The organism is uncultured Brevundimonas sp. (assembly GCF_937863155.1).
Taxonomy (GTDB): domain Bacteria; phylum Pseudomonadota; class Alphaproteobacteria; order Caulobacterales; family Caulobacteraceae; genus Brevundimonas.
Map to the genome: position 1 here is coordinate 1 of NZ_CALMFB010000058.1, position 22,668 is coordinate 22,668.

The window sequence follows — 22,668 nt, forward strand, 5'->3', positions numbered from 1 at the left end:
CGGTGGTCGGCTCGTCCAGGATGTAAAGGGTCTTGCCGGTGGCCCGTTTCGACAGCTCCTTCGACAGCTTGACCCGCTGGGCCTCGCCGCCTGACAGGGTGGTGGCCGGCTGGCCCACCTTGACGTAGCCCAGGCCGACCCGTTGCAGGGTCAGCATCTTGTCGCGGATCGACGGCACGGCAGTGAAGAAGTGGGCCGCCTCTTCCACCGTCATGTCCAGAACATCGGATATGCTCTTGCCCTTGAAGACGATTTCCAGCGTCTCGCGGTTGTAGCGGCGCCCCTTGCAGACGTCGCAGGTGACATAGACGTCGGGCAGGAAATGCATCTCGATCTTGATGACGCCGTCGCCCTGGCAGGCCTCGCAGCGGCCGCCCTTGACGTTGAAGCTGAAGCGGCCGGGGCCGTATCCGCGTGCCTTGGCCTCGGGCAGGCCGGCGTACCAGTCGCGGATGGGGCCGAAGGCGCCGGTATAGGTGGCCGGGTTGGAGCGCGGGGTGCGGCCGATCGGCGACTGGTCGATGTCGATGACCTTGTCGAAATGCTCCAGCCCCTCGATCCGGTCGAAGGGGGCGGGGGCGTCCGACGCATTGTTCAGCCGGCGCGCGGCGGCCTTATACAGGGTCTCGATGGTGAAGGTGGACTTGCCGCCGCCCGACACCCCGGTGATGCAGGTGAAGACGCCGACGGGGATTTCGCCGGTGACGTTTTTCAGATTGTTGCCGGTGGCGCCGCTGATCTTCAGCATCCGCTTGCGGTTGATGGGACGGCGGCCCTCGGGCGGCAGTTCGATCTCGCGCTCGCCCGTCAGATATTTGGCGGTCAGGCTGTTGGCGTTGGCCATGACCTGGGTAGGCGTGCCCTGGGCGCAGATTTCGCCGCCATGGACGCCAGCGGCAGGCCCCATGTCGATGACATAGTCGGCGGTCAGGATCGCCTCTTCGTCATGCTCGACCACCAGGACGGAGTTGCCCAGATCGCGCAGGCCCCGAAGACTGTCCAGCAGGCGGGTGTTGTCGCGCTGGTGCAGGCCGATGGACGGTTCGTCCAGCACATAGAGCACCCCGGTCAGGCCCGAGCCGATCTGTGACGCCAGGCGGATGCGCTGGCTCTCGCCGCCCGACAGGGTGCCCGACGACCGCGACAGGTTCAGATAGTCGAGGCCGACATTGTTCAGGAAACGCAGCCGGTCGGTGATCTCCTTCAGGATACGCCGGGCGATCTCCATCTGTTTGGCCGTCAGACGCTCTTCCAGGGTCGAGAACCAGAGGAAGGCCTTCGAGATCGACAGGGTCGAGATTTCGGCGATGTCGGCGGCGTCGATCTTGACGGCCAGGGCCTCGGGCTTCAGCCGTTTGCCGCCGCAGGCCTCGCACGGGGTTTCGGACTGATAGCGGCCCAGCTCCTCGCGCACCCAGGCGCTGTCGGTCTCGCGCCAGCGGCGCTCCAGGTTCGGCAGCACGCCCTCGAACGGCTTGGACACCTCATACTTCCGGGCGTTGTCGTCATAGGTGAATTTGATCTTCTCGGCGCCCGTGCCGTTCAGGATCACGGCATGCGCCTTGTCCGGCAGATCGCGCCACGGCTTGTCCATCGAGAAGCCGTAGTGTCGGGCCAGGGACTGCAGCGTCTGGGTGTAGAGGGGCGAGGGGCCGCGCGACCAGGGGGCGACGGCGCCGTGATGCAGGCTCTTGTCGCGGTCGGGGATCACCAGATCGGCGTCGAAGGCCAATTTGACGCCCAGGCCGTCACAGACCGGACAGGCGCCGAAGGGGTTGTTGAACGAGAACAACCGCGGCTCGATCTCGCTGATGGTGAAGCCCGAGACGGGGCAGGCGAATTTTTCTGAAAAGGTGATGCGGCGCGGCTCTTCGCCTTCGGGCGCATTCGCCCATTCGGCCACGGCGATGCCGTCGGCCAGGCCGAGCGCGGTCTGCAGGCTGTCGGCATAGCGGCCTTCCAGCCCTGCCTTGGTGACGATGCGGTCCACCACGATGTCGATGTCGTGCTTGAACTTCTTGTCCAGCGCCGGGGCGTCTTCGATGGGGTAGAAGGCGCCGTCGATCTTGACGCGCTGGAAGCCCGCGCGCTGCCACTCGGCCATTTCCTTTTTGTACTCGCCCTTGCGGCCCCGCACGACGGGGGCCAGCAGCATCAGGCGCTCGCCGTCCGGCAGTTCGACCAGTTTGTCGACCATCTGGCTGACGGTCTGGCTTTCGATCGGCAGGCCGGTGGCGGGCGAATAGGGCACCCCGACCCGCGCCCACAGCAGGCGCATATAGTCGTGGATTTCCGTCACCGTGCCGACGGTGGATCGCGGGTTCTTGGACGTCGTCTTCTGCTCGATCGAGATGGCCGGTGACAGACCCTCGATCAGATCGACGTCCGGCTTGCCCATTAGCTCCAGAAACTGACGCGCATAGGCCGACAGGCTCTCGACATAGCGCCGCTGGCCCTCGGCATAGATAGTGTCGAACGCCAGCGAGGATTTGCCCGAGCCGCTGAGGCCGGTCATCACCACCAGCTGGCCGCGCGGGATGTCGACGTCCACGCCCTTGAGATTGTGCTCGCGCGCGCCGCGAACGCGGATGAAGTCGTGTCTGTCGGTCATGGAATCCGGGAACGCGAAGGGCCGGCGGAAGGGTCCGGCGCGACGACGCTATATGGGGATCAATTCGCCCGATTCAGCAAGAACAATATGAGAACTCGCGTTCAGTTCTGCGGGGTCCAGGGTTCGGGCGCGCGGAGATAGCGTTCGCCGTGGCCGACCAGCACGCCATTGGCGCCGGCGACGCCCAGTTCCAGGCTTTCGGCGATGCGTCGCGCGCGCACGATGAAGTGGTCTGCGGCGACCGGCGGGCACAGATCGCGGGCGGTCGCCTCGAACAGCTCCAGCCAGCGGTCGAAATGGCGTGCGTCGATGGGCAGGGGCAGATGTTTGGGCATGGGCCGCCCCTGATAGACGCCGGTCGACAGGGCGACCGAGGACCAGAACAGCTTCATCTGTTCCAGATGCGGGCCCCAGTCGTCGATGCGCTGGGCGAAGATCGGGCCGATCAGGGCGTCATCGCGGACGCGGGCGTAGAAGCCTTCGACCAGGGCATCGATCATCGCCTCGTCGATGCCGGTTTCGGCGCTCAGGCGCGCGCTGGCGGCCAGGCGACGCGCGGCGGGGTCTAAAGTCGGCTCCATGGCTCTCAGCTAGGCGCCCGTCGCCTGGCGCGCCAGAGGCCCGGTGTCGGCGATCCGTCACAAAGGCGCTTGTCAGGCGGCCGCTTCGTCTCCATCTTGGTTCTGTAGCTTAATGAGTTTGGAGGCCACGAACATGATCAGCGCCCTGGAAATCGGTATCGCCCTTTCCGCGCCGCTGCTGGTGTTCGCCTATGTCCTCACCCAACCCAAGCCGAAACCCGTGCGCATCCGCGCTCGCGACGCTGAACGCCGTCGCGGCCCGCACGCCTGACGGCCACACCCTATTTGAAGACCTGAGCCTCGCCTTCGGGCGCCAGCGCACGGCTGTCGTCGGCCGCAACGGAGCCGGCAAGACCACTCTGCTGCGCCTGATCGCCGGGCTGGATGCGCCCGCCGAAGGCTCGGTCACGCGCGCCGGAAGCGTCGGCTGGCTGGCGCAGGTGGCGGCGCCGGGGCCGGACGAGACGGTGGCTGACACCCTGGGCGCCGGGCCGGGGCTGGCGGTGCTGGCCCGGATACTGGCGGGCGAGGGGACGGCGGACGACCTGGCCGTGGCGGACTGGACGCTGGAAGAACGGATTGCGCTGGGGATGGCGCAGGTCGGGCTGGCGGACCTGCCGCTAGATCGGCGGACGGCGACCCTCAGCGGCGGGGAACAGACGCGGGTGCGGCTGGCGGCCCTGTTGCTGGCGGCGCCGGACCTGATCGTGCTGGACGAGCCGACCAACAATCTGGATGCAGAGGCCCGGGCGATTGTGGCGCGAGTGCTGGAGACCTGGCGCGGCGGGGCGGTGGTGGTCAGCCATGACCGGGCGCTGCTGCGGGGCATGGACCGGATCGTGGAGCTGTCTGGCCTGGGCGCGCGGGTCTATGGCGGCGGCTGGGACCTGTATGCCGAACGCAGGGCGGCCGAGCGGGTGCTGGCCGAGCAGAGGCGGGATGCGGCGGAACGCGAGGCGGACCGGGCGGGGCGCGAGCGTCAGCAGGCGGTCGAGAAACGGTCGCGCCGGGATCGGGCGGGCCAGGCCTATGCGGCGTCAGGCTCGGCGCCGAAGATCCTGCTGGGCGGGATGAAACGGCGCGCCGAGGAGAGCGCGGGGCGCGAAAACCGGCTGGCCGAACGCAAGGCGGAGGCGGCCAGGAACGATCTGAACGCGGCCCAGGCGGCGGTCGAGCGGGTGCGGCGGCTGGACATTCCCATGCCCCCGACCGGGCTGGCGGCGGGGACTGTGGTGGTGCGGCTTGAAACGTCTGAACTGACCCTGACCGGGCCGGAACGGATCGCGGTGACCGGCCCGAACGGCAGCGGCAAGACCACCCTGTTGCGCCGGATCGTGGAGGCGGCCCAGGTCGAGACGGCCTTGCTGGATCAGCATGCGGCGATGCTGAAACCGGACGAGACGCTGCTGGACGCCTATCGGCGCATCAACCCCGAGGCGACGCCGAACCAGGCCCAGGCGGCGCTGGCGCGGTTCCTGTTTCGCAATACGGCGGCCCAGCGCGTGGTCGGAACCCTGTCGGGCGGCGAGCGTCTGCGGGCCGCCCTTGCCTGCGTCATGACCGGCGCCCGCCCGCCGCGCCTGCTGCTGCTGGACGAACCGACCAACCACCTGGACCTGGATTCGATCGAGGCGGTGGAGGCGGCGTTGCGGGCCTATGACGGCGCCCTGGTCGTGGTCAGCCACGATGCGGATTTCCTGGACGCCGTCGGGATCGAGCGGACGATCAGCCTGCCGACGGCTGGCCCGACGTATTGACCATCCACGGCACGCCGAACCTGTCGATGAAGTTGCCATAACCCGGCGACCAGAAGGTCGGCGAAAAGTCCATGATGACCTGGCCGCCTTCGGACAGGGCGTCGAAGATGCGTTTGGCCTCGGCCGCGTCGTCATAGTGCAGGGTGACGTCGAAGCCGTTCTTGGGCTTTTCGATATGGGGCGCCCAGTCGGTGTCCATGTCGGCGCCCATGATCGACTGGTCGCCGACCTCCAGCCAGGCGTGCATCAGCCAGTCCTTGTACTGCGGCCCTACCGGCATGTCGGGCGGCCCTTCGCCATAGGGGAAGGCGGCGGTGATCCTGCCGCCCAGAACGCGGGCGTAGAACTCAAAGGCTTCCTTGCATTGTCCGCGGAAGGACAGGCTGGTCACGATTTTCATCGGTCGTCTCCTGAGGTGTTGTCTTTCAGCCAGGCGTCGAAGCGGCCGAAGGTGCTGGTCCAGCCATGTTCATGGCCGGTCAGGCTGCGTTCGGACTTCAGCCCCTGGTGGGTGAAACGCATGCGGGTCTTGCCGTCGTCGGTGTCTTCGAACTGGACGGTGACCAGGGTGTCTGCGGGCGGTCCGTCCTCGTGGCTTTCGTCCCATTTGAAGGTGAAGACCAGGCGACGGGGCGGGTCCACCTCGCGGTACATGCCGCCCTGCCAAAGCACGTCGTCGCCCTCGGCCGACTTCAGGCAGGCGCGCCACAGGCCGCCGACCCGCAGGTCCTGCTCGACCTTGACCGCCGGCCATTCGACCGGACCCAGCCACAGCACCGTGACCTCGGGCCGGGTCCAGGCGCGCCAGACCAGGTCGCGCGGGGCGTCGAACACCCGCTCCATGTGCAGCACATGGTCGGTCATCTCGGGCAGGGGCGGCAGGTCGGTCATCGGCGGCTCACAGCGTCTTCAGCAGGTCGCCCAGCTGGTCGGCGGCGGCGCCCCAGCCTTCCTCGAATCCCATGGCCTGATGCTGGGCCTTGGTCTCGGCCGACCAGTGGCGGGCGGTCGCGACATATTCGGTCCGGCCGTCGGGCAGGGGGATCATCTCGACCGTGCCGACCATGAAGGGCTGGCCCGCCGGCTTCCAGTCGGGCGTTAGGGCGTCGGTCGTGGTCAGGCGACGGCCGGGAACCACCTCCAGCACCACGCCCGAGTTGGGAATCACCTCGCCGTCCGGCCCGTGCATGGTGAAGTTGAACCGCCCGCCGGGGTGCAGTTCGACGACAGCGTCGGTAATCGTCCACGGCCTGGGACAGAACCACTGTTCCAGCAGCTTCGGCTCGGTATAGGCGCGCCAGACCTTGTCGGCCGGGGCTTCGAAAACCCGGCGCAGGACCAGCTCGTGCTGATGGGCCGTACCCGGCGTGTTGCAGGGATTGTCGTCAGTGGCTTGAGCCATCGGGATTTCCTTTCTGGATCTGCTGCAGATAGGCGTCGAGACGGTCGAAGCTGGAGTCCCAGTAACGGCGATAATGTTCCAGCCAGCCGGCGATGGTTTTCAGGCCCTCCGGCTCCAGTCGCGCGGGCCGCCACTGGGCCTGGCGCCCGCGGCTGATCAGGCCGGCCTTCTCCAGCACCTTCAGATGTTTGGTGATCGCCGGGCCGCTGATGTCGAAGGGGGCGGCCAGTTCCCCCACCGTCGCCTCTCCTTCGGTCAGGCGGGCCAGGATGGCGCGCCGCGTGGGGTCGGCCAGGGCCGAGAACAGGCTGTCGAGCTGCTGCTGGGAATCCATCGTAATACGCCAGATTATTAAATAACCTAATGGTTATATACGATGACATCTCGCGCCCGTCAAATCCGTTTGCGCGACCTCCTGTCGGCTCTAGTGTGCGGCCTTCGAAGGAGCCGCCCCATGAGCCTGCTTGCCGCCATCGCCGTCGTCGCCATCCAGGCCGCGCCCGATCCCGCCCAGGTCCAGATCGTGGCGGTGCTGGATGAACTGGAACGCGCCTCGTCCACGGCGGACGAGGCCGCCTATTTCGCCCTGTTCACGCCCGACGCTCGTTTCGTCGGCACCGATGCGACCGAACACTGGGACATGGCCCAGTTCCGGGCCTTCGCCGAACCTTACTTCCAGCGCGAGCGGGCCTGGAGCTTTCCGGCCACCGAACGCGTCATCACCGTGGCGGACATCGACTGTCGCTGCATCGCCTGGTTCGAGGAGAAGCTGGCCAGCGCCCATTACGGGGAAACGCGCGGCTCGGGCGTGATGCGCAAGACGGCCGAGGGCTGGAAGATCGAACAGTATGTTCTCAGCTTCGCCATTCCCAATGACCGGTCCGACGCCGTGGTCGCGGCGGTGCGCGGGACGTCGGCCCCCTAGACGTGGATTTCGCCGACGACGCCTTTGTTCTGGCTGCCCGGTCGCATGGCGACACCGGCGCGGTGGTTGACCTGCTGACGGCCGAGCACGGCCGGCGCGGCGCCTATGTCGCGGGCGGGGCGTCGCGGCGGATGCGGCCGTTTCTGCAGGCGGGCGCCCAGGTGACGGTCGATTATCGGGCGCGCACGTCCGAGCATCTGGGGGCCGCGCGGCTGGAGCCGGTGGGGCAGGGGCCCAGCGCCCTGTTCGACGATCCGCTGGCTCTGATCGGCCTCAACGCCGCCGCCGCGGTGGCGCAGGGCGCGCTGCCGGAGCGGGAGCCGCATCCCGGCGCCTTCCTGGCCTTCCAGGCGCTGATGGCGGCCTTCGCCGTGCCCGAGGTCTGGCCCGCCGTGTTCGTGAAGTTCGAGGCGGGACTACTGGACGACCTGGGGTTCGGGCTGGATCTCAGCCGCTGCGCCTCGACTGGCACGACCGACGATCTGGTCTGGGTCAGCCCGCGCACCGGCCGGGCGGTGTCGGCCGAGGCGGGCGCCCCATATTCCGACCGGCTGCTGGCCCTGCCGCCTTTTCTGCTGGGCGCGCAGGCGGGCCTGAGGGACGGCGACGTGCGCGCGGGGTTCGCCCTGACCGGGCATTTTCTGGAGCAGTTCGTGTTCAACCCGCTGAACCGGCCCCTGCCGCCGGCGCGGGTGTGGATGCTGGACAAGCTGGCGGAAGCGGGTCGCCTTTGAGCCATACGCCGTGCTAGCCGTGCACGGACAACCGGAGGGGAATCCATGAAGCGTCTCGTCGTCTCGGCCATCGCCCTGGCCATGGTGTTGGCCGCGCCCGTCGCGGCCCAGGATCGCGACGCGGCGGCCGAGGCGCGCATCCGCGCCGATGTGACCTTCCTGGCCGACGACGCTCTGGAAGGGCGTGAAAGCGGCCATCGCGGCTATGACCTGGCGGCCCTTTATGTCCAGACGCGGATGCAGGCCATGGGCATGTCGCCGGGCGCGGGCGAGGCCTGGACCCAGCCGATCACCTTCGCCCGCACCGGCATCGCCGAACAGGGCGCGACCGTGACCTGGACCCCGGCGGGCGGCGAGCCCGTCGTCTGGACCCACGGCCAGGACGCCATGGTCAACGCCGGGGACGTGGCGGGGCGGATGAGTCTGGCGGGTGGGGTGGTCTTCGTCGGCTTCGGCATCGACGCGCCCCAGCACGGCATCGACGATTACGCCGGCCTGGATGTCGATGGGAAGATCGTGGTCCTGCTGTCCGGCGCGCCGACGGGGCTGGACAGCGACGTCGCGGCCCATCTGGGCGCCGGCAAGGCCGCGACGGCCGCCGCCCACGGCGCCGTGGGCGTGATCACCATCAACACCGACGCCAGCGCGCGGCGCTATACTGCCGACCTGCTGCGTCGGTTCGCGGGTCGCACCGAAACCACCTGGGTCGGCTCCGACGGCAAGCCGCGCCGCAATGCGTCGGGCGCCCGCGCCGGGGCCATGCTGACCGATGACGCCGCCGCCGCCCTGTTCGCCGGCGCGACCAAATCCTATGCCGACATCCGCGCCGAAGCGGCGACCGGGCGTCCCGCCGGCTTCGCCCTGGACGGACAGGCGACGTTCGACGTCCACACCCGCCGCGACGATTTCCAGAGCGCCAACGTCATCGGCCGCATCCCCGGATCGGACCCGGCGGTCAGCGACGAGGTGGTGATCCTGACCGCTCACCTGGACCATCTGGGCATATCGGCCTCGGGCGACGACCGCATCAACAACGGCGCCCTGGACAACGCGGGCGGCGTGTCGATCATGCTGGAGGCGGCCCGCAGCCTGATGGCCGCCCCGCCGCGCCGGTCGGTTCTGGTCGTGGCCCTAGCGGCCGAGGAAAAGGGCCTGCTGGGGTCCGACTATCTGGCGCGCAATCCGGTTGTGGCCGCCGATCAGGTGGTGGCCGACGTCAATCTGGACATGCCGATCCTGACCTATGTCTTCACCGATGTGGTGGCCTTCGGCGCCGAACATTCGACCCTGGGGCCGATCGTGGCCGATGCGGTGCAGGCGGCGGGTCTGATCGCCTCGCCCGATCCGATGCCGGAACAGAACGTCTTCACCCGCTCGGACCACTATTCCTTCGTCAAGGCAGGGGTGCCGTCGGTCATGCTGGCCACCGGCTACGCCAATGGCGGCGAGGCGGAATGGGCGCGGTTCTTCGCCGACGGCTATCACAAGCCGAACGACGACCTGAGCATGCCCTTCCACTGGGAGGCGGCGGTCCGTTTCGCCCAGGTCAACGCCGCCATCGCCCGCGCCATCGCCGACAGCGCCGAGCGGCCGATGTGGTATCGCGGGAACAGCTTCGGCGACCAGTTCGCCCCGAACGCGCCCAAGGCGGAGAAGCCGTCCACGGAATAGGGCGCGCGCGGCGTTCGTGGGGCTAGACTTCCAGCCTCCGTTCGCCGATTCGCAGCCCCATGACCGTTCACACCCCGCCGCCCGAGGGCGGCCGCATCGTCGATGAGCCAATGGACCAGGCGCTGAGCCGCCGGTACCTGGCCTATGCGCTGTCGACCATCACCAACCGCGCCCTGCCGGACGTGCGCGACGGCTTCAAGCCGGTGCACCGCCGCATCCTTTACGCCATGCACCAGATGCGGCTGAACCCGCAGGCGGCGGCGCGCAAATGCGCCAAGGTGGTCGGCGAGGTGATGGGCGGATACCACCCGCACGGCGACGCCTCCATCTATGAGGCCCTGGTCCGCCTGGCCCAGGATTTCGCCCAGCGCTATCCGCTGGTCGATGGTCAGGGAAACTTCGGCAACATCGACGGCGATAGCGCCGCGGCCATGCGCTATACCGAGTGCAAGCTGACGCCGGCGGCCGTGCTGTTGCTGGACGGGATCGACCAGGACGCGGTCGATTTCCGCGCCACCTATGACGATCAGGACGAGGAGCCGGTGGTCCTGCCGGCCGGTTTCCCCAATCTGCTGGCCAATGGGTCTTCGGGGATCGCGGTGGGGATGGCGACCTCCATCCCGCCGCACAACGCCGGCGAACTGATCGACGCCTGCCTGACGCTGCTGGACGACCCAGAGGTTTCGACCGAGGCTCTGATGGCCCATGTGCCGGGGCCGGACTTTCCGACCGGCGGGGTGGCGGTGGAAGGCCACGCCTCGATCCTGGACGCCTATGAGACCGGCCGGGGCGGGGTGCGCCTGCGCGCGCGGTGGGAGACCGAGGATCTGGGCCGCGGCGTGTGGCGCATCGTCGTCACCGAGATGCCGTACCAGGTGCAGAAGTCCAAGCTGATCGAAGCCCTGGCCGAACTGATCGAGCAGAAGAAGGCGCCGCTGCTGGCCGATGTGCGCGATGAATCGGCCGAGGACATCCGCCTGATCCTGGAGCCCAAGAGCCGCACGGTCGAACCCGAAGTCCTGATGGAGAGCCTGTTCAAGCTGTCCGATCTGGAGGTGCGGTTCCCGATCAACATGAACGTGCTGGACGCCACCGGCACGCCGGGGGTGCTGGGGCTGAAGGCCTGTCTGCAGGCGTTCCTGGATCACCGGCGCGAGGTTCTGATCCGGCGCGGGCGCTGGCGGGTGGCGCGGATCGAGAAGCGGCTGCACCTGCTGGACGGCCTGCGCATCGTCTTCCTGAACCTGGACGAGGTCATCCGCATCGTCCGCGAGGAGGAACAACCCAAGGCCGTGCTGATCGCCCGTTTCGGCCTGACAGAGGTTCAGGCCGACTTCATCCTGGACACCCGGCTGCGTCAGCTGGCGCGGCTGGAAGAGATGGCGATCGAGAAGGAATTCAAGGAGCTGTCCGAAGAACTTGCGGGCCTGAATGCGATGATCGCGTCGCCCGCGCGCCAGAACAAGCTGCTGGTGGTCGGCCTGCAGGATGTGCGCAAGGCCCTGGTCTCGCCGCGCCGCACCACCATGGCCGAGGCGGTGGCTGCGTCGGCCTTCGTGGCGCCCGAAGCCTTTATCCCGCGCGAAGCGGTGACGGTGATCCTGTCCGAACGCGGCTGGATCCGCGCGGCCAAGGGCAAGGTCGAAGACCCGTCGGAGCTGAAGTTCAAGGAGGGCGACGCCTTGGCCTGGCTGGTCCCGGCCTTCACCACCGACAAGCTGCTGATCGGGGCGTCGGACGGGCGTATCTTTACGGTCGGAGTGGACAAGCTGGCGTCCGGGCGCGGCCATGGCGAACCGCTACGGCTGATGATCGACCTGGATGAAAAGGCGGACATCGTCGGCGTTCTGGCGCACCAGCCGGGGGCGAAATTGCTGGTGGCGTCGCGGGCCGGCTACGGCTTCATCGCGCCGGAGGACGACACCCTGGCCCAGAAGCGGGGCGGCAAACAGGTGCTGAACGGCGAGATGCTGTCGATGCTGCGCGCCACGGGCGATCATGTCGCGGCCGTCGGCGACAATCTGAAGGCCCTGATCTTCCGCCTGGACGAACTGCCCGAGATGGGTCGCGGCAAGGGGGTGAAGATCCAGTCCTACAAGCAGGGCGGCCTGGCTTCGATCACCACCTTCGACGCCGAGGCCGGTCCCGAATGGGTCGATGGCGGGGCGCGCCGTCGCAACTGGCCCGACTGGAAGGACTGGCTGGGCAAGCGGGCGCAGGCGGGGCGCCAGGGACCGCGGGGGCTGCGGAAGTTCCGGTAGTTTTCCCTCTCCCGTCGGGAGAGGGATCGCTGATCTGACGCCAAATTCATTCGCGCGAACCGAGGTTGCGCGCAATACTGTGGCGGTGGGCCGCGTTCGGCCCGAGGCTGGAGAGCTCAATGCTGACCTGGATTATCATCGGCGTTGTCGTCGTCGTGCTGCTGTTCGTGATTGTCGGGGCCTACAACCGGCTCGTGGCGCTGGACCAGGCCGCCAACCAGTCATTCGCCGACATCGATGTGCAGCTGAAGCAGCGCCAGGATCTGATCCCCAATCTGGTCGAGACGGTCAAAGGCTACGCCGCGCACGAAAAGGGTACGCTGGACGCCGTGATCCAGGCCCGCAGCGCCGCGACGGCCGCATCGTCGGTCAATGACAAGGTGCAGGCGGAAAACATGCTGACGGCGTCGCTGGGCCGGCTGTTCGCCCTGTCCGAGGCCTATCCCGACCTGAAGGCCAACACCAATTTCCAGCAGCTGCAGCTGGACCTGTCGGACATCGAGAACAAGCTGGCCGCCGCCCGCCGCTTCTTCAACAACGCCGTGGCCGAGTTCAACGCCGTGCGCCGCCAGTTCCCGACCGTGCTGTTCGCCGGCCTGTTCGGCTTCGGTTCGGACAAGCCCTTCTTCGACGTGGGCGCCGACGAGCGCGCGGCCCTGAACGCCGCCCCGCCGCAGGTGAAGTTCTAAGCGCCGATGGCCGCCTTCTATGGTCGCGCCGTCGGCCTGAAGACCCACATCTGGGCCAACAACACCCGGTCGGCGTTGCTGCTGGCCGGGTTCCCCGTGCTGATGGCCCTGATGTTGTACGGCGCCCAGCTGGTGCTGATGGGCATGGGCATTATCGAGGGAACGGGCGGGAGCCTGGGCGCCGACATGGCGCGGGCGGCCGGCATGCTGGGCTGGACCCTGCCCGCCGCGGCCGTGGTCTCGGCCATCTGGTTCGCCATCGCCTATGTCGGCAACCAGGCCATGATCGACGCCATGACCGGCGCGCGAAAGGTCGAGCGGCGGGACGAGCCGGAACTGTATAACCTGCTGGAAAACCTGTGCATCTCGCGCGGGATGCGGACGCCCGCCCTTCGGATCATCGAAGACCCGTCGCTGAACGCCTACGCCAGCGGCCTGCATGAGGGGCGATATTCGGTCACCGTCACGCGCGGTCTGATGCACAGTCTGGATCGCGACGAGATGGAGGCCGTTCTGGCCCATGAACTGACCCACGTCATCAACAAGGACGTGCGGACCATGGTCATCGCCTCGATCTTCGCCGGCATCATCAGCGTGATCGCCGAAATGGTGTTCCGGGGCCTGTTCTATGCCCGGGGCGGCGGGCGCAACAACAAGAACGCCGGGCCTCTGATCCTGATCGGCCTGGCCATTGCGGCGGTCGGGTTCGGCCTGGCGCTGGTGATCCGCATGACCCTGTCGCGCAGCCGCGAGTTCGTGGCCGACGCCGGTTCGGTAGAGCTGACGAAAAAGCCCGACGCCATGATCTCGGCCCTGCGCAAGGTGTCGGGCCGGTCGCAGCTGAAGGCCCCGGACGAGGTGCAGGGCATGTTCCTGGAAAACCGGCCGGACAAGGCAGGCTTCATGGACATGCTGGCCACCCACCCGCCGATCGAGAAGCGGATCGAGGCCCTGGTCCGCTATGCCGGCGGGCGCGAGGCGCCGCCGCCCGACCGCATTGACACCGCCGTGCCCACCACCTGACAGCGTCAACGGATCGGCGGGGGAGGCCGTTCAGCCAGGATGACCCAACCGACCCAACCGCGCCGCCGCTGGTCCCTGATCGGGCCGGGCATCGTCGTGGCCGCGACCGGCGTGGGGGCGGGGGATCTGGTCGCTACCCTGGTGGCCGGAGCCAAATATGGCTACGCCCTGCTGTGGGCCGCCATCATCGGGGCGATCATCAAGATGGCCCTGGCCGAAGGCGTCGGGCGATGGACCCTGGCCAGCGGGCGGACCATGTTCGACGGCTGGGCCAGCCTGCCGGGGCGGGTCGGCGGGCGGATGAACTGGGCCACCCTGTATTTCGCCGTCTATGTGGTCATCTGGGGCTTCGTCTATGGGGCCACGGCCATGACGGCCAGCGCCCTGCCGCTGGCGGCGCTGTGGCCGGTGCTGGACCTGAAGGCCTGGGGCGTGGTCAACGGCCTGATCGGCCTGGGGCTGGTGTGGATCGGCGGATACGGCCTGTTCGAGAAGATTATGACCGCCCTGGTCGGGGTGATGTTCGTCACCGTCGTGGGCCTGGCCATCATTGTGACGCCGGATCTGCCGCGCCTGCTGACCGGCGCCTGGCCGACCCTGCCGGGCGGGTCGCTGTTTTACACCCTGGGCCTGATCGGCGGGGTGGGGGGCACCATCACCATGGCGGCCTATGGCTATTGGCTGAACGCCAAGGGCTGGAAGGGCGCCGACTGGATGCCGACCATGCGGATGGACAACCGCGTCGCCTATGGCGTCACCGGCCTGTTCGTCGTGGCCATGCTGATCGTCGGGGCCGAGCTGCTGCACGCCTCGGGCACGGCGCTGGCGGGCGGGGATCGCGGCCTGCTGGACCTGGACGCCGTGCTGCGCGAGCGGTTCGGGCCGGTGGTGTCGGTGCTGTTCCTGGTCGGCTTCTGGGCCACCAGCTTCTCCAGCCTGATCGGCGTGTGGCAGGGGGTCAGCCTGATGTTCGCCGACTTCTGGGCCCACATGGCCGGGCGGCCCGATGATGATGCGTTTCGAGGCCCCCGCAGCCGGGCGGCGCGCGGATATATGCTGTGGCTGACCTTCCCGCCCATCGTCCTGCTGTTCCTGGAGCGGCCGTTCGGCCTGATCGTGGCCTATGGGGTGCTGGGCAGCCTGTTCATGCCGTTCCTGGCCGGGACGCTGATCTGGTTGCTGAACTCGGACCGGACGCCGGCCGAGTGGCGCAGCCGCTGGGTGTCGAACAGCCTGCTGGCGGGGGCGGCGCTGATGTTCGCGGTGCTGGCGGGCAAGGAGATCGCGGGCTTGTTCTGACCGCCCGATCGGCCTACCCCGTCGCGCACGGAATCAACGGTTTGGAGCGCCATAGATGAGCCTCGCCATCCTCTTTCCCGGACAGGGCAGCCAGTCGGTCGGCATGGGCGCGGCCCTGGCCGACGCCTTCGCCAGCGCGCGCGAGGTCTTCGCCGAGGTCGACGACGCCCTGAACCAGAAGCTGTTCCAGCTGATGCGCGAGGGGCCTGAGGATCAGCTGACCCTGACCGAGAACGCCCAGCCGGCCCTGATGGCGGTGTCCGTGGCGGCGATGCGGGTGCTGAAGGTCGAGTTCGGGGTGGATGTGACGGCGGCGGCCTATGTCGCCGGCCATTCGCTGGGCGAGTATTCGGCCCTGTGCGGGGCCAGCGCGATCAGCCTGTCGGACACGGCGCGCCTTCTGAAGCTGCGCGGCCAGGCGATGCAGCGGGCCGTGCCGGTGGGCCGGGGCGCCATGGCGTCCCTGATCGGGCCGAAGACGGATCTGGCGCTGGCCGAGGCGGCGGCCAAGGCGGGCTCCGAAGTCGGGGTCTGCGTCGTGGCCAATGACAATAACGCCGGCAATGTGGTGATCTCGGGCGACAAGGCGGCCGTGGACCGCGCCATCGAGGCGGCCAAGGAACTGGGCGCGCGGGCCATACCGCTGAACGTCTCGGCGCCCTTCCACTGTCCGCTGATGCAGCCGGCGGCCGACGAGATGGCGGCGGCCCTGGCCGATGCGAAGATCATTTCGCCCGCCGCGCCGGTGGTGGCCAATGTCACGGCGCGGCCGGAGACGGACCCCGAGGTCATCCGGCGCCTGCTGGTCGAACAGGTGACCGGTCGGGTGCGCTGGCGCGAGTCGATGGAATGGATGGCGGGGGCCAAAGATTCCGGGGGCGGCGTGACCCGCTTCGCCGAGGTCGGCTCGGGCAAGGTGCTGACCGGCATGGCCAAGCGGATCGCGCCGGACGCCGAGGCCCTGGCCCTGAATACGCCCGAAGACCTGGAAGCCTTCGCCCGCAGCCTGTGACGGCTATTGGCCGGGCGTGGTGTTGACCTGAAGCCAGGCGATCAGGTCGCGTCGGTCGGTGGCGTCCGGCAGACCGGCGAAGCTCATCTTGTTGCCCGGCAGGAAGGTGCGCGGGTTCTCCAGCCAGTGGCCGATCCGCTCGGCGTCCCAGGCGAAGTCCGCCGCCTTCAGCGCCGCGGAATAGTTGTATCGCGGCTGGGCGCCCGCCTGGCGGCCGAACACGGCCCACAGGTTCGGCCCCGTCATGTTCGGGCCGCCGGGCGTGATGGTGTGGCACGACCGGCAGCGCGCGAAGGCCCGGCGGCCGTTGTCCAGATCGGCGGCGTTGTAGGGGGCGGGCAGGGCGGCCAGCGTCGCCTGCATCTGCGCCTCGGTGGGCGGGGCGACGGCCGGACCGGCGGGCGTATCCTCGGCGCCCGACGATCCCTGGCCGCAGCCGGCCAGAGCCAGGGCGCAGGCGGTGACGAGCAGGCGGCGGGTCATGGCGTCTCTCTCCAGTCTCGGCGCCGGTGATAGCGCAATCCGGGCGTGCGGCAATGCGGCGACGCAAGTCTGATCGGGCCTTCTGGACGCGGGGGAGCCGCTCCTGATAGTCACTGTCAACTGAACGGCGCAGGTCGCGCCCGCGCCCGAGAACCCCATGTCCGACGAAATCCCCCTGAGTCAGGCCCGGCGCGGCGATCGCGGCGTCATCGTCAGGGTCGGCGCCCACTGTCATCACCTGGATCATGAGGTCGAGCTGGAGCGGCGTCTGCTGGAGCTGGGCTTTGTCGAGGGCGCCCAGGTCGAACTGCTGCACGAAGGCCTGTTCGGCCGCGACCCCATCGCCATGAAGGTGGACGACATGCGGGTGGCCCTGCGCCGACGCGAGGCCGCCAGCCTGATCGTGCGGCTGGAGACGCGGTGATGGACGCCGTCGTGAAACCGGCCCGCATCGTCCCCGCCCGAATCGCCCTGGTCGGAAATCCCAACAGCGGCAAGACTGCCCTGTTCAACGCCCTGACCGGCGCGCACCAGAAGGTCGCCAACTACGCCGGCGTCACGGTCGAGCGCAAGGAAGGCGCCGTCCGCACCGCGTCGGGCCGCAACCTGTCGATTCTGGACCTGCCCGGCACCTATTCCCTGCGGGCGCGCAGCCTGGATGAAGAGGTCACGCGCGACGCCGTCCTGGGTCGTCTGGCGGGGGAACCGGCGCCGGATGCGGTCATCCTGGTGGCCGACGCGACCAATCTGCGGCTGGTGCTGCGGCTGGCGCTGGAGATCAAGGCCGTGGGCCGGCCGATGGTCGTGGCCCTGAACATGTACGACATCGCCCAGCGCCAGGGCCTGCGCATCGATCTGGAGCGTCTGTCGGCCGAACTGGGCGCCCCGGTCGTGCCGACCGTGGCCACCCGGCGGCGCGGCATCGACGAACTGCTGGCCGCCGTCGAAGGCCTGGCCCTGACCGCGCCGGCGGGCGAGGGCGGATGGCATGCGCCCGACGCGGCCGAAATCCGCGCCGCCCACCATCAGGCCGAGCGGATCATGAAGGCGGCGGTCCGCCCGCCGGAACGGCCCGACACCCTGACGGGACGGATCGATTCGGTGCTGCTGCATCCGGTGGCGGGCCTGGTCATCCTGCTGGGCCTGTTGTTCGTCATGTTCCAGGCGGTCTTCACCTGGGCCACGCCGCTGATGGACGGCATCGAGGCCGGGCTGGGCGCTCTGGGCGTCTGGGTCGCGGCGGTCATGCCTGACGGCCTGATGGAAAGCCTTATCGTCGACGGCCTGATCGCGGGGGTGGGCAGCGTGCTGGTCTTCCTGCCGCAGATCCTGATCCTGTTCGCCTTCATCATCCTGCTGGAAGACTTCGGCTATATGGCCCGCGCGGCCTTTCTGATGGACCGGATCATGGGCGGGGCGGGCCTGCACGGCCGGGCCTTCATTCCCCTGCTCAGCAGTTTCGCCTGCGCCATTCCCGGCGTGATGGCGGCGCGGGTGATCGATTCCAAGCGCGACCGCCTGACCACCATCATGGTGGCGCCGCTGATGACCTGTTCGGCGCGCATTCCGGTCTACACCCTGATCATCGCCGCCTTCATTCCGAACGAGACCGTCTGGGGCTTCGCCAATCTGCAGGGGCTGGTGATGTTCGGCCTGTATGCGGCGGGCATCGTCAGCGCCCTGGCCGTGTCGTTCGTGATCCGGCGCATCTTCTGGCGCGGCGCGGTCGAGCCGTTCATGATGGAGCTGCCGGCCTATAAAATGCCCGACGCCCGCAGCGTGCTGTTCAACCTGTGGCTTCGCGCGCGAATCTTCCTGGAGCGGGCGGGGCGGATCATCCTGCCGCTGATGGTCGTCGTATGGGTGCTATCGACCTTCCCCTATCCGCCCGAGGGGGCGACCGGCCCGGCCATCGACTATTCGTTCGCCGGCATGATGGGTCAGACGCTGGAGCCGATCTTCGCCCCCATCGGCTTCAACTGGCAGATGGTCATCGCCCTGATCCCCGGCATGGCCGCGCGCGAGGTGGCGGTGGCGGCCCTGGGTTCGGTCTACGCCATCGCCGACGCCGAAGGGGCGGGCGTCACCGCCCTGGCCTCGACCCTGGCGGATCAGTGGAGCCTGGCCACCGCCCTGGCCTTCCTGGCCTGGTATGTGTTCGCGCCCCAGTGCGTGGCCACCCTGGGCGTGGTGCGGCGCGAGACCAATTCTCGCAAATGGACCTGGATCATGGTGGGCTACATGTTCGGCCTGGCCTATCTGGCCGCCTTCATCACCTATCGCGTCGCCGTGGCCCTGGGCGGCGGCTGAGCGCCGGAGCCTGAATGATCGTCCATGCCGTCATCCTGGGTCTGCTGGGCCTGATCGTCGGCAGTTTCGTAGCCGCCGTCAGCGTGCGCCTGCCGCGCGAGGAAGAGGTGGTGGTCACGCCCTCGCACTGCATGGCCTGCGGCGTGCGGCTGAAACCGTGGCATATGGTTCCGGTCATCAGCTGGCTGATGCTGCGTGGACGCTGCGCCGACTGTCGGGCCGCGATCTCGCCCCGCTATCCGCTGATCGAGACGGCGGCGGGCCTGATCGGCGTCTGGGCGGCGTTGAACGGCGGCGGCTGGGTCATGATGGCGGCGACGGCGATCCTGGGCTGGCAGCTGATCCTGATCGCCCTGATCGACGCCGAGCATTTCTGGCTGCCGGACGTGCTGACCTTTCCGCTGGTCGCCACCGGCATCGGGGCGGCGGCGTTGGTCGCGCGCGACTGGCCTATCGACGCCCTGATCGGCGCCGTCGTCGGCTTCGGCCTGCTGTGGCTGATCGCCTGGGCCTACAAGGCGTGGAGGAAGCGCGACGGCCTGGGCGGCGGCGATCCCTTCCTGTTCGCGGGGGCCGGGGCCTGGGTCGGCTGGATGGGCCTGCCCAGCGTGTTGCTGTGGGCCTGCGCGGTCGGGTTCAGTATCGTGGCGGCGCGGCTGATCGTGCGGCGCCGGGTGCGGGGTGACGACCGCCTGCCGTTCGGCAGCCTGCTGGCGGTGGGGATCTGGCTGGTGTGGCTGTACGGCCCCTTGGGGCTAGCGTGATCGTGGCCCGAAATCTGACCCGAGTTGGACGCTGTCCAACTCGACCGATTTCGGTCTAGCGTCCCGTCGTAAGACGCACCACCATGTGCGCCGTGGTGTCCAGCACCGCCTCGGCCGTGTCGGCGCGCAGCAGCAGATCGAAGCCGTCGGCCATGGATTCCACCATGTTCGCCACCTGATACGACGCCAGGCGCGGGTCCAGCCCCTCGGGCTGGCGCCCGCCCGCCCGCGCCTCGGCGATGCGGCGTTCCAGCGCCAGGTGCAGGCGGCGCAGGCGTCGCACGCGGCTGTCGATAAAGGCCGTCTGCCCCTGATCGGCCAGCATGTGTTCGATGCGCAGGGCATGACCATGGATGCGCCACATCGCCAGGGTGTCAGCCACATAGGCGCGGGCGGCGGCAAAGGCCCGGTCGCCGGACCAGTCCCCCTGAAGATGCCGGGCCAGGGTGTTGCAGTCGTCGGTCGCCGCCTCGCACAACGCCAGAACAACGTCGTCCACGGCGCTGAAATAGGTATAGAAACTGGCGGCCGATACACCCGCCGCCTGGGCGATGTCGGCGGTGCGGACGGCGCCGAAATGCCGCTCGCGCAACAGGGCCGAACCGGCGTCCAGCAGGGCCTGGCGCGTGCGGCCGCCCCGCGCGCCCATGCGGTGACCCAGCTTGTTGCGCGTGGTCGGCGTCATCGAACCCTCAGGGGAGGAGAGGGAGGTGGTGCCGGTTGCAGGGTTCGAACCCGCGACATCCAGTTTACAAAACTGGCGCTCTACCAACTGAGCTAAACCGGCCCCGGTCAGGGCGGACCTTATGCTGGCCGAATCCGTCCGGTGCAAGCATGGTGCGGCCATGCCCAGTCTGCCGCCCATGCCCTATCTGACGCCCGTCCTGCTGCTGGTGCTGTCGAACATCTTCATGACCTTTGCCTGGTACGGGCACCTGAAGTTCGGTTCCAAGCCGCTGTGGATCGTGGTGATCGTCAGCTGGGGCATCGCGTTCTTTGAGTACTGCCTGGCCGTGCCCGCGAACCGGATCGGCCATCAGGTCTATTCGGCGGCCGAGCTGAAGACGATGCAGGAGGTCATCACCCTGCTGGTCTTCGCCGTCTTCTCGGTGACGGTGCTGGGCGAGAAGCTGACGATGAACCACGCCGTGGGCTTCGCCCTGATCGCGGGCGGGGCGTGGTTCATCTTCAGGGGGCCGCTGACGGCGCCCCTGTTCTAGGCGGGTTCCAGCGCCGCGCGGATGCGGTCGGCCAGGGCCTGGAGCGTCGCGGTCTCCGCCATCGGGGCGTGCCCATGCCCCTTCATCGGACGGTCGGCCCAGCGCGGCACGATGTGGACATGCAGGTGGAAGACGGTCTGGCCGCCTGCATCGCCGTTGAACTGCATCAGGCTTATGCCCTCGGGGTTCAGGGCCTTGTCGACGGCGCGGGCGGTGCGCCGGACCGCCTCGGTCACCCGAGCCAGGTCATCGGCCGCGATCTCCAGCACCGTGCGCGCGGTCGAGGTCTTGGAGATGACCAGCACATGGCCTTCCGACTGGGGGAAGACGTCCATGAAGGCCAGGACGTGATCGTCCTCCCACACCTTCACGCTGGGGATGTCGCCGCGCAGGATCCTGGCGAAGATGTTGTCGGGGTCATAGGCGCCGTGCAGGCTCATGGGCGGTCTCCGAAACGTCGCGCTCAGCTGTAGCAGGACGCCGCCGTGACGCGCTATGGTCCCGGTCGATCAAGGGAGATGCGGATGATCCGGTTTATCGTTCAACTGGTGGTGACGGCGCTGGGCCTGTGGCTGGCCTCGGCGGTCGTGCCGGGCGTCGGCTTTACGGGACAGTGGACCCTGATCCTGGCGGCGCTGCTGCTGGGGATCATCAACGCCATCGTGCGGCCGATCCTGGTGGTGCTGACATTCCCGCTGACGGTTGTGACCTTCGGCCTGTTCCTGCTGATCGTGAACGCGGCGACCATCGGTCTGACGGCCGTGCTGCTGGACGGTTTCGTGGTCGATGGCCTGTGGGCCGGCATCGGCGCGGCCATCATCACCGGCGTGGTCAGCTGGATCGCCGGCACCGCCATCCCTGACGACAAACGCTAACGCCCGCCAGCGCCCGATCAGGCGCTGAGCACGTCCAGCGTCATCCGCTGCAGCAGGGCGCCGCCTTGTCCGACGGCGGCGAGGCGGCTGGAGGCGTGGCCCAGGACGTTGGCGGCATAGACTTCATACAGGTCCATGCGCCCCTGCAGCCAGGCGGCGTCGCCTTCGCCGGTCTCCATCTGCGCCTTGGCCGCCAGGGCGCCCTTGGCCAGCAGCCAACCGCCGATGACGTCGCCCATCAGCTTCAGATAGGCGTCGGCCGCGGCCAGGACGTCGGCCGCACGCGCCGGCTCGGCCTTGGCGTCCAGCAGCCACAGGGTGGCGTCCTCAACCGCCTCGATGGCGTTGGCCAGCCGTTCGACGGGCTTGCCGGAATAGAGGCGGTTCAGCTCGCCGCAGGTGGCCTTCATGTCGGTGATCAGGGCCTTGGCCGCGGCGCCGCCGTCCTGGGACAGTTTGCGACCGACCAGATCCATGGCCTGGACGCCGTTGGTTCCTTCGTAGATCGGGGCGATGCGGGCGTCGCGATAGTATTGCGCCGCGCCGGTTTCCTCGATGAAGCCCATGCCGCCGTGGACCTGGACGCCCAGGGAGGCGACCTCGCAGCCGACATCGGTGGACCAGGCCTTGGCGATGGGCACGAACAGGTCCTCGCGGCCTTTCCAGCGCAGGCGGTCCTCGTCGTTGGCGGCGGTGCGCGCCAGGTCGGCGGCGACGGCGGTGGACAGACAGATGGCGCGGGCGGCCGCGACCTTAGCCTTCATCACCGACAGCATGCGGCGCACGTCGGGATGGTCGATGATCGGGGCGTTCATTTCGCCGGTCCAGACGCTGCGGCCCTGGCGGCGCTCCTGGCCATAGGCCAGGGCGTGCTGATAGGCGCGTTCCGCGATGCCGACGCCCTCGACCCCGACGGCCAGGCGGGCGGCGTTCATCATCACGAACATATGGGCCAGGCCCTCGTTCGGACGGCCGACCAGTTCGGCGGTCGCGCCTTCATAGCTCATGACGCAGGTGGGCGAGGCGTGGATGCCCAGCTTGTGCTCGACGC

At 68.5% G+C, this 22,668-nt stretch carries 25 protein-coding genes and 1 tRNA gene; 15 read left to right on the forward strand and 11 right to left on the reverse strand.

What is annotated here, in order from left to right:
- Together uvrA and Q0581_RS09045 are read right to left on the reverse strand one after the other, a co-directional pair.
- On the reverse strand, positions 1-2,611 hold a 2,611-nt coding region (gene uvrA / locus Q0581_RS09040; RefSeq protein ID WP_298699556.1), incomplete at its 3' end, for an excinuclease ABC subunit UvrA.
- A gap of 101 nt (positions 2,612-2,712) precedes the next feature.
- Positions 2,713-3,192 carry a group III truncated hemoglobin gene (locus Q0581_RS09045; RefSeq protein ID WP_298699558.1) on the reverse strand — a complete coding sequence of 160 codons (480 nt, stop codon included), beginning with the start codon at positions 3,190-3,192 and terminating at the stop codon, positions 2,713-2,715.
- A 133-nt stretch (positions 3,193-3,325) separates the two neighbouring features.
- On the opposite strand from Q0581_RS09045, the gene Q0581_RS09050 reads away from it, so the two are divergent.
- The gene (locus tag Q0581_RS09050) at positions 3,326-3,463 is read left to right on the forward strand and encodes a hypothetical protein (protein WP_298699560.1); all 138 of its coding nucleotides are present in this window, start codon (positions 3,326-3,328) and stop codon (positions 3,461-3,463) included.
- A 22-nt stretch (positions 3,464-3,485) separates the two neighbouring features.
- Positions 3,486-4,949 carry an ABC-F family ATP-binding cassette domain-containing protein gene (locus Q0581_RS09055; protein ID WP_298699598.1) on the forward strand — a complete coding sequence of 488 codons (1,464 nt, stop codon included), beginning with the start codon at positions 3,486-3,488 and terminating at the stop codon, positions 4,947-4,949.
- Here the strand turns inward: Q0581_RS09055 and Q0581_RS09060 are convergent.
- From Q0581_RS09060 to Q0581_RS09075, 4 genes are read right to left on the reverse strand one after another with little or no spacing between them, the layout of a single operon-like run.
- Complete coding sequence (locus Q0581_RS09060) at positions 4,918-5,349, reverse strand: VOC family protein (RefSeq protein ID WP_298699562.1); 432 nt, start codon at positions 5,347-5,349, stop codon at positions 4,918-4,920. The two genes, Q0581_RS09055 and Q0581_RS09060, sit on opposite strands and share 32 nt — an antisense overlap.
- The gene (locus Q0581_RS09065; RefSeq protein ID WP_298699564.1) at positions 5,346-5,840 is read right to left on the reverse strand and encodes an SRPBCC domain-containing protein; all 495 of its coding nucleotides are present in this window, start codon (positions 5,838-5,840) and stop codon (positions 5,346-5,348) included. The genes Q0581_RS09060 and Q0581_RS09065 overlap by 4 nt, the downstream gene beginning before the upstream one ends.
- A 7-nt stretch (positions 5,841-5,847) precedes the next feature.
- Positions 5,848-6,351 carry an SRPBCC family protein gene (locus Q0581_RS09070; RefSeq protein ID WP_298699566.1) on the reverse strand — a complete coding sequence of 168 codons (504 nt, stop codon included), beginning with the start codon at positions 6,349-6,351 and terminating at the stop codon, positions 5,848-5,850.
- Positions 6,335-6,685: a metalloregulator ArsR/SmtB family transcription factor gene (locus Q0581_RS09075; RefSeq protein WP_298699568.1), complete on the reverse strand. Its 351-nt coding sequence runs from the start codon at positions 6,683-6,685 to the stop codon at positions 6,335-6,337. The genes Q0581_RS09070 and Q0581_RS09075 overlap by 17 nt, the downstream gene beginning before the upstream one ends.
- 120 nt (positions 6,686-6,805) lie before the next feature.
- Here Q0581_RS09075 and Q0581_RS09080 point away from each other — a divergent pair, with 120 nt between their 5' ends.
- The 8 genes from Q0581_RS09080 to fabD all read left to right on the forward strand — a co-directional run bounded on the left by Q0581_RS09080 (position 6,806) and on the right by fabD (position 15,965).
- The gene (locus tag Q0581_RS09080; protein WP_298699570.1) at positions 6,806-7,276 is read left to right on the forward strand and encodes a nuclear transport factor 2 family protein; all 471 of its coding nucleotides are present in this window, start codon (positions 6,806-6,808) and stop codon (positions 7,274-7,276) included.
- Between the two features lie 2 nt (positions 7,277-7,278).
- Positions 7,279-8,010: a DNA repair protein RecO gene (gene recO / locus Q0581_RS09085; RefSeq protein WP_298699572.1), complete on the forward strand. Its 732-nt coding sequence runs from the start codon at positions 7,279-7,281 to the stop codon at positions 8,008-8,010.
- A 45-nt stretch (positions 8,011-8,055) separates the two neighbouring features.
- Positions 8,056-9,681, forward strand: coding sequence for a M28 family peptidase (locus tag Q0581_RS09090; RefSeq protein ID WP_298699574.1), 1,626 nt, complete (start codon positions 8,056-8,058; stop codon positions 9,679-9,681).
- Positions 9,682-9,740: 59 nt separating this feature from the next.
- Positions 9,741-11,942, forward strand: a complete 2,202-nt coding sequence (gene parC / locus Q0581_RS09095; RefSeq protein WP_298699576.1) for a DNA topoisomerase IV subunit A — start codon at positions 9,741-9,743, stop codon at positions 11,940-11,942.
- A gap of 119 nt (positions 11,943-12,061) precedes the next feature.
- Positions 12,062-12,631, forward strand: a complete 570-nt coding sequence (locus Q0581_RS09100; protein ID WP_298699578.1) for a LemA family protein — start codon at positions 12,062-12,064, stop codon at positions 12,629-12,631.
- A gap of 6 nt (positions 12,632-12,637) precedes the next feature.
- Positions 12,638-13,654, forward strand: coding sequence for a M48 family metallopeptidase (locus tag Q0581_RS09105; protein WP_298699579.1), 1,017 nt, complete (start codon positions 12,638-12,640; stop codon positions 13,652-13,654).
- Positions 13,655-13,693: 39 nt separating this feature from the next.
- Positions 13,694-14,953 carry an Nramp family divalent metal transporter gene (locus Q0581_RS09110; protein ID WP_298699582.1) on the forward strand — a complete coding sequence of 420 codons (1,260 nt, stop codon included), beginning with the start codon at positions 13,694-13,696 and terminating at the stop codon, positions 14,951-14,953.
- A 55-nt stretch (positions 14,954-15,008) separates the two neighbouring features.
- Positions 15,009-15,965 carry an ACP S-malonyltransferase gene (gene fabD, locus Q0581_RS09115; protein WP_298699583.1) on the forward strand — a complete coding sequence of 319 codons (957 nt, stop codon included), beginning with the start codon at positions 15,009-15,011 and terminating at the stop codon, positions 15,963-15,965.
- 3 nt (positions 15,966-15,968) lie between these two features.
- On the opposite strand, the gene Q0581_RS09120 is transcribed toward fabD, so the two are convergent.
- Positions 15,969-16,448, reverse strand: a complete 480-nt coding sequence (locus tag Q0581_RS09120) for a cytochrome c family protein (protein ID WP_298699585.1) — start codon at positions 16,446-16,448, stop codon at positions 15,969-15,971.
- 157 nt (positions 16,449-16,605) lie between these two features.
- Here Q0581_RS09120 and Q0581_RS09125 point away from each other — a divergent pair, with 157 nt between their 5' ends.
- From Q0581_RS09125 to Q0581_RS09135, 3 genes are read left to right on the forward strand one after another with little or no spacing between them, the layout of a single operon-like run.
- Entirely contained in the window at positions 16,606-16,872 is a 267-nt protein-coding gene (locus Q0581_RS09125) for a FeoA family protein (protein WP_298699587.1), read from the forward strand.
- Positions 16,872-18,758, forward strand: a complete 1,887-nt coding sequence (locus Q0581_RS09130; RefSeq protein ID WP_298699588.1) for a ferrous iron transporter B — start codon at positions 16,872-16,874, stop codon at positions 18,756-18,758. The genes Q0581_RS09125 and Q0581_RS09130 overlap by 1 nt, the downstream gene beginning before the upstream one ends.
- Before the next feature lie 14 nt (positions 18,759-18,772).
- Complete coding sequence (locus Q0581_RS09135) at positions 18,773-19,522, forward strand: A24 family peptidase (protein ID WP_298699590.1); 750 nt, start codon at positions 18,773-18,775, stop codon at positions 19,520-19,522.
- Between the two features lie 55 nt (positions 19,523-19,577).
- Here the strand turns inward: Q0581_RS09135 and Q0581_RS09140 are convergent, their stop codons facing one another.
- The gene (locus Q0581_RS09140) at positions 19,578-20,207 is read right to left on the reverse strand and encodes a TetR/AcrR family transcriptional regulator (protein ID WP_298699591.1); all 630 of its coding nucleotides are present in this window, start codon (positions 20,205-20,207) and stop codon (positions 19,578-19,580) included.
- A gap of 26 nt (positions 20,208-20,233) precedes the next feature.
- Positions 20,234-20,309, reverse strand: a tRNA-Thr gene (locus Q0581_RS09145).
- 67 nt (positions 20,310-20,376) lie between these two features.
- Between Q0581_RS09145 and Q0581_RS09150 the strand changes: the two genes are divergently transcribed.
- Positions 20,377-20,742 (forward strand): DMT family protein, encoded by a 366-nt coding sequence (locus tag Q0581_RS09150; protein WP_298699600.1) that lies wholly within the window; start codon positions 20,377-20,379, stop codon positions 20,740-20,742.
- On the opposite strand, the gene Q0581_RS09155 is transcribed toward Q0581_RS09150, so the two are convergent.
- Positions 20,739-21,182, reverse strand: coding sequence for an HIT family protein (locus Q0581_RS09155; RefSeq protein WP_298699592.1), 444 nt, complete (start codon positions 21,180-21,182; stop codon positions 20,739-20,741). The two genes, Q0581_RS09150 and Q0581_RS09155, sit on opposite strands and share 4 nt — an antisense overlap.
- Before the next feature lie 84 nt (positions 21,183-21,266).
- Between Q0581_RS09155 and Q0581_RS09160 the strand changes: the two genes are divergently transcribed.
- Positions 21,267-21,617 (forward strand): phage holin family protein, encoded by a 351-nt coding sequence (locus tag Q0581_RS09160; protein ID WP_298699594.1) that lies wholly within the window; start codon positions 21,267-21,269, stop codon positions 21,615-21,617.
- A 17-nt stretch (positions 21,618-21,634) separates the two neighbouring features.
- Here the strand turns inward: Q0581_RS09160 and Q0581_RS09165 are convergent.
- Positions 21,635-22,668, reverse strand: a 1,034-nt coding sequence (locus Q0581_RS09165; RefSeq protein ID WP_298699596.1) for an acyl-CoA dehydrogenase, incomplete at its 5' end; no start/stop codon positions are given.

Excerpts from the sequence above, each read along its gene's own strand:
- Q0581_RS09045 (WP_298699558.1), bottom strand. The coding sequence starts at position 3,192 with ATGGAGCCGACTTTAGACCCCGCCGCGCGTCGCCTGGCCGCCAGCGCG.
- Q0581_RS09050 (WP_298699560.1), top strand. The coding sequence starts at position 3,326 with ATGATCAGCGCCCTGGAAATCGGTATCGCCCTTTCCGCGCCGCTGCTG.
- Q0581_RS09060 (WP_298699562.1), bottom strand. The coding sequence starts at position 5,349 with ATGAAAATCGTGACCAGCCTGTCCTTCCGCGGACAATGCAAGGAAGCC.
- Q0581_RS09065 (WP_298699564.1), bottom strand. The coding sequence starts at position 5,840 with ATGACCGACCTGCCGCCCCTGCCCGAGATGACCGACCATGTGCTGCAC.
- Q0581_RS09070 (WP_298699566.1), bottom strand. The coding sequence starts at position 6,351 with ATGGCTCAAGCCACTGACGACAATCCCTGCAACACGCCGGGTACGGCC.
- Q0581_RS09075 (WP_298699568.1), bottom strand. The coding sequence starts at position 6,685 with ATGGATTCCCAGCAGCAGCTCGACAGCCTGTTCTCGGCCCTGGCCGAC.
- Q0581_RS09080 (WP_298699570.1), top strand. The coding sequence starts at position 6,806 with ATGAGCCTGCTTGCCGCCATCGCCGTCGTCGCCATCCAGGCCGCGCCC.
- Q0581_RS09090 (WP_298699574.1), top strand. The coding sequence starts at position 8,056 with ATGAAGCGTCTCGTCGTCTCGGCCATCGCCCTGGCCATGGTGTTGGCC.
- parC (WP_298699576.1), top strand. The coding sequence starts at position 9,741 with ATGACCGTTCACACCCCGCCGCCCGAGGGCGGCCGCATCGTCGATGAG.
- Q0581_RS09100 (WP_298699578.1), top strand. The coding sequence starts at position 12,062 with ATGCTGACCTGGATTATCATCGGCGTTGTCGTCGTCGTGCTGCTGTTC.
- Q0581_RS09105 (WP_298699579.1), top strand. The coding sequence starts at position 12,638 with ATGGCCGCCTTCTATGGTCGCGCCGTCGGCCTGAAGACCCACATCTGG.
- Q0581_RS09110 (WP_298699582.1), top strand. The coding sequence starts at position 13,694 with ATGACCCAACCGACCCAACCGCGCCGCCGCTGGTCCCTGATCGGGCCG.
- fabD (WP_298699583.1), top strand. The coding sequence starts at position 15,009 with ATGAGCCTCGCCATCCTCTTTCCCGGACAGGGCAGCCAGTCGGTCGGC.
- Q0581_RS09120 (WP_298699585.1), bottom strand. The coding sequence starts at position 16,448 with ATGACCCGCCGCCTGCTCGTCACCGCCTGCGCCCTGGCTCTGGCCGGC.
- Q0581_RS09125 (WP_298699587.1), top strand. The coding sequence starts at position 16,606 with ATGTCCGACGAAATCCCCCTGAGTCAGGCCCGGCGCGGCGATCGCGGC.
- Q0581_RS09130 (WP_298699588.1), top strand. The coding sequence starts at position 16,872 with ATGGACGCCGTCGTGAAACCGGCCCGCATCGTCCCCGCCCGAATCGCC.
- Q0581_RS09135 (WP_298699590.1), top strand. The coding sequence starts at position 18,773 with ATGATCGTCCATGCCGTCATCCTGGGTCTGCTGGGCCTGATCGTCGGC.
- Q0581_RS09140 (WP_298699591.1), bottom strand. The coding sequence starts at position 20,207 with ATGACGCCGACCACGCGCAACAAGCTGGGTCACCGCATGGGCGCGCGG.
- Q0581_RS09155 (WP_298699592.1), bottom strand. The coding sequence starts at position 21,182 with ATGAGCCTGCACGGCGCCTATGACCCCGACAACATCTTCGCCAGGATC.
- Q0581_RS09160 (WP_298699594.1), top strand. The coding sequence starts at position 21,267 with ATGATCCGGTTTATCGTTCAACTGGTGGTGACGGCGCTGGGCCTGTGG.